6 protein-coding genes and 1 tRNA gene are annotated in these 9,255 nt (G+C 39.2%); 4 read left to right on the top strand and 3 right to left on the bottom strand.

Annotation, left to right across the window (positions count from 1 at the left end):
* From O3C63_08510 to O3C63_08500, 3 genes are all read left to right on the top strand, one after another.
* Positions 1 to 1,497: hypothetical protein (locus tag O3C63_08510; GenBank protein MDA0772969.1), on the top strand; the 1,497-nt coding region annotated here is incomplete at its 5' end.
* Between the two features lie 163 nt (positions 1,498 to 1,660).
* A complete protein-coding gene (locus O3C63_08505) occupies positions 1,661 to 2,083 on the top strand; it encodes a hypothetical protein (protein MDA0772968.1) in 423 nt (140 codons plus the stop codon).
* A 9-nt stretch (positions 2,084 to 2,092) separates the two neighbouring features.
* Complete coding sequence (locus O3C63_08500) at positions 2,093 to 4,225, top strand: flagellar biosynthesis protein FlhA (GenBank protein ID MDA0772967.1); 2,133 nt, start codon at positions 2,093 to 2,095, stop codon at positions 4,223 to 4,225.
* 53 nt (positions 4,226 to 4,278) lie between these two features.
* Here O3C63_08500 and O3C63_08495 read toward each other — a convergent pair whose 3' ends face one another.
* Together O3C63_08495 and O3C63_08490 are read right to left on the bottom strand one after the other, a co-directional pair.
* Positions 4,279 to 4,704, bottom strand: coding sequence for a prepilin-type N-terminal cleavage/methylation domain-containing protein (locus O3C63_08495; protein MDA0772966.1), 426 nt, complete (start codon positions 4,702 to 4,704; stop codon positions 4,279 to 4,281).
* Positions 4,701 to 7,433: a hypothetical protein gene (locus O3C63_08490; GenBank protein ID MDA0772965.1), complete on the bottom strand. Its 2,733-nt coding sequence runs from the start codon at positions 7,431 to 7,433 to the stop codon at positions 4,701 to 4,703. The genes O3C63_08495 and O3C63_08490 overlap by 4 nt, the downstream gene beginning before the upstream one ends.
* A gap of 134 nt (positions 7,434 to 7,567) precedes the next feature.
* Between O3C63_08490 and O3C63_08485 the strand changes: the two genes are divergently transcribed.
* Positions 7,568 to 7,643 (top strand) — tRNA-Glu (locus tag O3C63_08485).
* Positions 7,644 to 8,194: 551 nt separating this feature from the next.
* On the opposite strand, the gene O3C63_08480 is transcribed toward O3C63_08485, so the two are convergent.
* The coding region (locus O3C63_08480) for a recombinase zinc beta ribbon domain-containing protein (GenBank protein MDA0772964.1) at positions 8,195 to 9,255 on the bottom strand (1,061 nt) is incomplete at its 5' end.

Below are 9,255 nucleotides of genomic sequence, written 5' to 3'. Positions count from 1 at the left end.
CTTGCAAGAGCAGTAGATACAAGCGGCGATGCAGATTCAAACGCAACAATAATTTCAAACAATAATCAAGGACGCTTGGCAAGTGCTGATCCAACGGGTGTTGCAAGAGTAGTAGATACAAGCGGCGATGCAGATTCAAACGCCACGATAATTTCAAACAATAATCAAGGACGCTTGGCAAGTGCTGAGGCAACTGGCTTGCCAAGAGACATTCCAGCTGCGCCATATCTATATGACGCGGTAGAGGAAACTGTTGTAGAGCAAGAAGATCCTTCTTCTGAGCAAGTAGCAAGTCTTGATTCAGATATTGTTGTAGAAAATGCGATTTCTGAACTTGAAAGCAATATTGCTCAAATTGAAGAGCTGGTTGGTGAAGACTTGGCTGAAGAAATTATTGCTGAACTTATTAAAGAAACTAAGTCTGAACTCATTGAGGAAGAAGTTCCAATAGTAGTTAATACAGTAGAAGAAGAAACGAGTTTTAGTTTTGGTGAAGATACTGAGGCGACAGGAATTAACGCAATTGCAATTGGAACTTCAGTGCGTGCTAGTGGTGAGAGATCATTTGCCCAAGGTTTTGAAACTGAGGCTAGTGGTAGATTTGCAAGTGCAAGAGGATTTAAGTCAAAAGCAGCTGGAAGAGCGTCGCTTGCTTCTGGCTTTAGAGCACTTGCTCAAGGTGATACAGCCCAAGCTTTGGGTTATGGAACTATAGCCCAGGCTGATTATTCAAGCGCTTTAGGTTATAGATCCAAGTCTGCTGGTATTGCAGCTGTAGCAATTGGTAGTGGCTCAGAAGCTGATGCAGATAGTTCAATCGCAATTGGTACTAGGGCAATTACTCAAACAAGTGCCAGCAACTCTGTTGCGATTGGCAATTTTGTAGAAGCATCAGGTCAGAGAGCCTTTGTTATTGGTTCAGGTCAAAATGATGAGGCTAGGTTGAATAACTCTATCTCTGACAGTCTTGCAATCGGTTTTAATAGCGATCAAGCAACTTTGTTTGTGGGTCCAAGTGAGGGACTAGGCACTAGTGGCAATATTGCAATTGGTCACAGTGAACCCAAAGCTAAATTAGATGTTGCAGGTGACGCTTTGATTTCAGGTAGTTTGTCAGCCAGGGTTCTAAGACTTGCTGAACTTACTACAGGTAAATTACTTACGACAAATGAACAAGGCGAGATTGTTACAATTGATACTGATGATTTAGACTTACTCAAACTTGATGACACTAATAGTTTGAATTTAAATCAAGATGCTCAGATCTCAAGTAATAGTTCTTTAACTTTGAATAGTGAGAAGGTAAATATCACTGGACTTTTAAGTTTGTCTCCATTAGAAAAGGCACCTCTTGATCCTAGAGCAGGAGATCTTTATTATGATAAAACCGGAGCGCTGTGTATATATCTTGAGGTGGCTGATGCTTTTGAAAATTCTTATTGGGACAAAATTACTGGGCTTGAAGAAGCTTATTGTAATGATGATCAGGATCTCTAGTGGACGGCTTCAATAAATCAGTCAATAAGCCTAGTCCAGATGGTCTAGCTCCATATTGACGAAGCTTCAATTTTAGTTATAAAAGCCAAAATATCGGGCTTAATTTTAATAAGGACTTAACCAGGCTCAGGCTTGGTCTTGTTATTCAATAGGAGAAAATCCCATGAACGAAAAAAGAGAAAAACAAATTCCTTGCATAGTTGGCGTTGGAGTAATCACGTCTAAAAAAGATATGATGAGACTGCTTCGCGGTTTTGATCATGTTAAATATACTGATGTCATTGATGACAAGGTTCAAAGTGAAGAAGAAGCCTATGTGGTTGAAGTTTTTAGTTCCGAAACAGAAAGTACGGTTGTTTTTAATAGAAGAATGCACATCAACGTAGAAAACTTTGAGTACTTGCGTTTATTGAATAATTTACCAGGTACTATTGAGTTGATTGAAGGTCATCGCACTTTGAGAATAGAAGCTGTTAATGATCCTTTCTCAAACAAAGATATTTTAATGAGCGAGTCTATTGAAAATAGAGCCAATATTGAGGGTCTGTATGAAGAGGAAGACATTATTTTTGATGATGACTTCTAAGAGGTCCTGATGGCAGAGAGAGTAGTTTTCAATCCTGCACGAATCGGTAAAATACTTAGCGGAATCGCGAGTAATCAATCGAATATGCTTGCAGCTTTTGCAATCATAATTCTGGGCATGCTTTTGGTACCACTGCCTAATTTCATTCTTGATTTGGCTTTTGTAATCAACTTTGCTTTTTCTCTAGGAATTTTATTGGTGACGATGTATGTCAGGAAATCTCTTGACTTTAGTACTTTCCCGACTATTTTACTATTTGTAACTTTGCTCAGGCTGGCACTTGAAATTAGTGCAACACGATCTATCTTATTAAACGGTTATGCAGGCAACGTGATTCATTCTGTTGGTTCATTTGTTGTTGGTGGCAATTTTGTTGTTGGTATTATAATCTTCTTGATTTTATTCGTGATTAACTTCATTGTGGTTACTCAAGGTGCTGGTAGAGTATCAGAAGTTGCTGCTAGATTTGCTTTAGATAGTATGCCTGGTAAACAACTTGCAGTAGATGCTGATCTTAATGCCGGAATTATTGATGAAAACGAAGCTAAAACGCGTCGTAAAGAAATTGCCAGAGAGGCGGATTTCTACTCTACTATGGATGGTGGTAGCAAGTTTGTTAAGGGTGATGCGATTGCTTCTATCGTTATTGCTGTTGTTAATATTGCCGCAGGTTTTGTTATTGGAATGGTACAACTCAAGATGAGTGCTGCAGATGCAGCATCTACCTATACCTTGCTTACAATTGGTGAAGGTCTCGCTTCGCAAATACCGGCTTTGGTAGTCAGTGTTGCGACCGGTATCATTGTTACTAGAGCTGAGCCAGATCTTAATTTGGCTGAAGATATAGGAGCTCAATTATTTAGCCGCAAAGAAGTTATTGGTGTTTCAGCTATTGCGATGTTTATTCTAGGAATTGGTATCCAAGGTGCTTTCGTGCCTTTCATGATGGTTGCAGGTGGTCTTGGTTATTGGACATTTAGAAAGTATGTAGAAGAACAACAAGCTACTCAAGGCTTGGTCAAAGGCCCTGACGGTAAGATGATGACTGAAGCTGAGTTTGACGAGAATGACATGACAAATAGACTACGTAATAAAGAACAAGACAATTCACCTGATGCTGTAATGAAACTACTCAAAGTTGATCAAATTGAAGTTGAACTTGGTTACAAACTTATTAATTTAATTGATAAAGAGAAAGGTGGAGATCTAATGGAAAGAATAGGTCAGATTAGACGTCAAGTCATGATTGATCTAGGATTGCCGGTGCCTGCTATTAGAGTTCATGACAACTTGCAACTTGCTTCTAATTGTTATCAAGTTAAATTAAGAGGTTCGGTTATTGCCTCTGGTTCTGTTGAACCAAATTCTTTCTTAGCTGTAAACACTGGATTAGTGGACGAAGATGCCAAGCCACTTGATGGTAAAGCTACTACTGAACCGAGTTACGGCTTACCAGCGGTGTGGGTGAATGAATCGGAACGTGATAGAGCTGAGACAAATGGTTATACTGTAGCGACTCCGAGTTCTGTACTAGCAACACACTTAACTGAGATTATCAGATCATTTGCTGGTGAGATTCTTTCTCGTCAGGATTTTGTTAAAATGCTTGAACAAGTTAAAGAGAGTAACGAAACTATTGTTACTGAAATTAGTGACGTGATAGGTACTGGTGAGATACTTGCTGTATTACAGTTGTTACTTGCTGAACAAGTTGCAATCAGAGATCTTTCTTCAATACTTGAGCATTTAATCAGCTACGCTAAAGTAAACAAAGATCCAGAATATCTTGCTGAAAGAGTTAGAGAAGGGCTTGGTAGACAAATCTGCTCCGAGTTTTTATCAGAGGGTAAATTAAACGCGGTGACTTTTCATCCAAGTGTAGAAGAAGAAATGATCAACTCTGTACACATGGGCAGGCTGGCCTTAGATCCAATGAAAACAAAAGCGATCATCGAAAATTTAAAAGAAGCTTATCAAGGCGTCACTGAACAAGGCTTACCACCAGTAATTCTTTGCAATGCCAAAGTGAGATTGCCCTTACGCAAGATCATCGAAAGAACTTTAACACAATTTGCTGTGCTGTCATATAGTGAAGTGCCAAGTACTGTTGATGCCCAGTCGGTAGCTACAATACAGATATAAAAGAGCAGAGCGACCATATGCAGCTCACACAGTGAGCGTATGCGAGCCATAACCTATGGGCTCTTTATATACACCATATTAACCTGCCCGCCCAATTTATCCTTCCTTGCAGCACTAATAGTAATCTGCTTCAAGTTAGTATCGTCTTTGATTCGTAGCGGGTAATCCTCAGGTACTAATCCAGTTTCTGGATCCAAAAACAAGACAGTTGTTTTTATTAGATATATATCACGCTCATCGAAACGAGAAATACCTTGGTTATTGCCAAGAGCTTCAAGACTTGGGTGCCTGTAATTGAGCGAGATTATTTTTTCCATTTCTTCTTCAACGAGAAATCTAATTTTGGTCATCTCTCTAGCTTCGTTGTTTTGACGAAGAGTAGCATTAAAATAATTAATTACTGGAATTAGACTGATAGTTATGACAACCAAGCTGATTAATAATTCTGTTAATGTGACTCCGTATGAATTTCTTTTCATTGTTTATCTCTTTTGAGGATTTCATCCTGTCCGCCACTTTTGCTAAGTCGCCTCGACCTTGGTTCTGCCGTAAAAGGTAATCCCAGTATGGCTTTGTTGATTGAGTTCTGATTGAAGCTAATATTACCAGTGCCGCCGATTCTGGTTGTCCCACCATCGGTTGGTGAGTTAACAATGATGGCACCAGTGATTTCAGTTGGTCCAGTGATTTGTAATTTACCTATTATATAAATTACGCCATCAAAAATACTCGGCAGTTTGGAGCTACCACCAATTTGTACAGTGCCACCACTTGGGTTGAAACCACCTTCAGTGGTATCGATAATTAAAGCACCTTGTCCATAAAGTGCATTTGAACCAGTATAATCTGGAGTACCATCAATAATATTGAGACCAAAGTAACCCTCGGTATCCAAATCAAAATCCTCTGGCACTTGGGTATTTTTTGTTTTTGCGTCCGACCACTCTTCAATACGCTCCAATCTAGTTCTGAAAACATATTCAAAGTTAGTTTGTCCAGTAATATTGACAAATGCACCAGGTGGATTCAGGCTTCTTGCTGCTTCTCTATCATTGAGCTCTTCTGGGCTAATAAGTGCTGGAATAAATTGCACCACTTCATCGCCAGTGAAATGTCCATTCTTGAATCCAGGTTCTGTAACCTCGATAGTGTTGCTACCAGAACTTTTGACAATTGCATAATCACTAAAATTGCTTCCTGTTTTTGAAGAATTAATAGCAATTATTCCTCCTGAAGAGAAACCTTTACCTTCAGGATTATTAAGTTTCTTTCCTAATCCAAGATTTTCAATAACTGCTTTTCCGGTGGGCACTAATGGAGTTTGATTCAGCTCTGATCTACTATCAAAAATATTTACATCATTTGGATCTTCACCTTCTACTTGAATCACAGTGTCTTCGGATGTTGAGGATTCTTCTAAGAATGTACTTGCTTGTAATAATCCTTCGATAATCAAACTACTTTGGCTAAAACTGATTTCTGTATTAGTTACAAGAGCTGCGTTAGCTCTTGGTGCTGAGCGTCTCAATATTTTGGTTTCGTTGTAATTGATTTTGTTTACGGTAGCAATAGTTTCTGCTTTCCAAACAGTTTCAAGATCAGATCTCAACAAATCAAATTTTTTGTTCTTTAAGGAAGTCGTTGTTTGTCCACCCGGTCGACCCGAACCTCCGCCGCTACTTGGTCTTGAAGCGCCTCCATTGGCTTGAGGTCTTCCACTTGGGTTAGACGCGACATCAGATTTGAGTGTTAGATTAGAAAGAGAATTGACTTCTAGTAAAGTTAGTACCGTACTGTAGCTTCCGGTAAAAGGATCTATCGCTAATTCGGATATTGTTTTTTCAATATTGAAAATCCAGCTACCACTAGCACCACCAGTGGTATGAATAGTGAGGAAGTGAGAACCAGCGATTGCTTTTGTTGTTGTAACCTTGGCTTCGATTTTATTTCTGGTATAACTAAGAATATCTACAGTAATACCACTTGTGTCAGGGACTATGATTGGTGGAGTTTTGCCATCACTAAGATCTTCCCCTGTAATAGTTATGTCAAGAGTGTCTTGGCTAAACATTTTTACAAATTGTTGATTGCCATCTCTTTCTTCTTTTAGTCTGATATCTCCGATTTGAGGAGATCTACCTTCTGAGTTGGTTGGTACTATATAGAATTCTGATTTACTTGGTCCAATTTTAATTATATATCTGCCTGGCTTTGCTTTTGGATTTATGTCTACGGAAATCAATCCATCACTGTATTCCATTAAGCTAATGTCTGAACTAGAAATCTCGGGAAATATATTTTGTAAATTATCACCATCAATATAGATATCCAGAAATTCATCAGCATATGCATAATTTGGACTAATGCCTCTAACTACAGGACGTAGCTTGAGCTCATTAAATGGCGGCACATAGTTGAGATATTCATCAACTATATCTTTTTGTTTGAGGTTGATCGTTGATCTTTCTGCCAAAACTACTCTGAATCCAGGTTTGAGGTGTTGCCCTTTTGCTATATTGATTATTCCTATCTTTTGTACGTTTACTTCAGGTAGCGGGAAATAAATCTCTTGGATTGGAATCTCAGTTCTATCGGTGATCTCTGGGTTTTGTGCTCTTTGTGCTTGTAGTCTAATGTTTTGTTCAGCAATGAGTGAATAGTAGGTTGCTTCAGTCACTTTGGCGCCTGAATCAATGTTGACGTAAAATGGTTCTTTAAGGTAGAAATTGGTATACCTCGGTATTTTGGTAAGAAATTCGTACTCCTCATCTCCTTCATCGAAATCTAAGTCATCCAATTCTTCATCATCAAAGAAATTATCCAACTCTTCGTCATCAAAGAAGTCATCGTCTCCATCAGCGCCTAGTAGAGCATCAAGCTGATCATCGAATTCATCAAAATCATCATCATCGTTTTCATCATCATCTTCCTCTTCGTCAATATCGGGTAGGGTTTTGACATTGAGGCTTGCAAGTGCTCGATTGTTGCCAGATTCTGCTAAATAAATAGATTGGGCTTTGAAAATATCCCTAGCAGCAAACTTGGTATTGATTCCCAACAAATAGTAACTACTATATAACAAGGTTGAAAAAATAATACAGAGTATCAAAGCAAATACCAAGGTGAATCCCTTATCGTTTTTTTTGCTTGTTTTTCTGTTATTTATACGCATCAAAACAAAGCCATACAAAGATGGCTTAGTTATCATTCTATGTCCTATCTGGATAACTGGCTAGTTTTTTAAGCCTATGAAGAGCTAGATCCTAAAATATTACTTGATTTTCCTCGAATTCTCCCCATTGAAGACAGATGCTGTTATATAATGTCAATCGTCCTTGTTGTGCCCCCATCGTCTAGTGGCCTAGGACACACGGTTTTCATCCGTGCAACAGGGATTCGAATTCCCTTGGGGGTACCATTCTACAGCCACCTCACATAACCCACTCACTGAGCAGCTACCGGCAACTCGGACTTCGCCCTCCGCTACCTGGTCAAGGGTCTGCTCCGAATCCCTAGTAGCTGTCCACACCGCCTCGTCAGAGCAGTGGCTCTGTCTCGGCTGGCTCCCAGTGTGCGCAGAGCTAAGGGTAAGCGTTTGCGCCCGGGAACCAGCACGGTCTGCGGCTTCGCCGCAAACCGTGCCGTTTCCCTTAACCCCAGACCAAGCATTGCTTTCTATATTTTGGTAATGGAAGATCGTCTCTGGGCTGTTGTGCTTTGCAAGCCTCGGAACAACTTCGTCAAAAAAACAGAAGGGTCTAATCAGTTGGATACTAAGCTTCTGGTTAAGTAATTTACGGTTCAAACCTGTAGTTTTCAAAATTTCAAGCATTTGAGTATAATTCTTCTGAGAAATACTGTGATGCGCTTGATTACTGGTTTTAAGAGCGCTAGCTAGCGGTTCAAACCATACGCTAGACTTGGCTCTAATTTGAGTGATTTTGTTGTCGATTTCGATATTTTGATTGATTATTTTGTTCTTTTGGATTTATATTCTTCATTAGTCAGACCAGCTTCTATATAGAGATCTAGTAGTCTTTCAAGTTTAATCTCGTTCTCTTTCAGCAATAGATCATGTTTTTGGATTTGCTGATGAAGATCACCTTGCTCTTCATTCTTCCAGCAATTGATGACATCCATACTCCACTGATACCAATCATCATTGATAGCTACTCTAGAGAGTGATTCTTCAATTTGAGGAGCTAGATCTTTCTCATTAATGGCTTTTTGTTTACAGTTGCAAGTTCTAGACTTCTTTGAGCAACGATAGTATCTAAACTCACTTCCAGTTTTCTTTTTATGATATTCGCGGATTATGGTAAAGCCACACTCTCCGCATTTGCCAAGCTCGCTAAACAAGAAGTTCTTTTTGTTTCTAGTTGTTTTGCTCCAATCAACTATTCGCCCATTGTTTGAGAGGCGACTTTGTATACGATCAAAACAGTCTTTGCTGATCATTGCATGATGTGAGCCTTGATGAAGCTCGCCTTTGAGCTTAAACACTCCATAATAAAAACTATTGCGAAGCATACTGCCAAGCGTGTTATAGCTTAATGGCTTACCGCTTTTAGATTTAACACTTTGCTCAAATAATTCATCTCTAATCTCTGGTATGGAACTAGCTCCAATTGAATATCTTTCTAGAAGTGATTTGATCGTATCAAAACAACTGGAATCAATATCAATGCCACGTGTTTTAGGATTATTGATGTATCCTCTTGGCGGCAAGCCTGGATACTCACCTCTTTTGACCTTTTCTCTAATACCTCGTTTGACATTTTGAACTAGGTTGTCGATAAATAGTTTACTGAATCCAAATGCAAGTGAGAGATTGAATTTACCATGAGGACTATTGTCATAGAGATAGGTAGGAAATTTCAAATCTTTGATGGCTCCTTTGTCTATCTGGTAAATAATCTCACCGCCATCTTTGGAGTTTCTTGCTAAACGATCTGGGTTCCAAGCAATAATTCCATCTGCTTCACCAGCCTTCAAAGCCTCAAGCATTTGATTAAATACTTTGCGACCAG

Source organism: Cyanobacteriota bacterium (genome assembly GCA_027618255.1).
GTDB lineage: Bacteria > Cyanobacteriota > Vampirovibrionia > LMEP-6097 > LMEP-6097 > JABHOV01.
The sequence above is the reverse complement of the archived record's forward strand: the minus strand, read 5'-3'. Positions and strand labels throughout refer to the sequence as shown.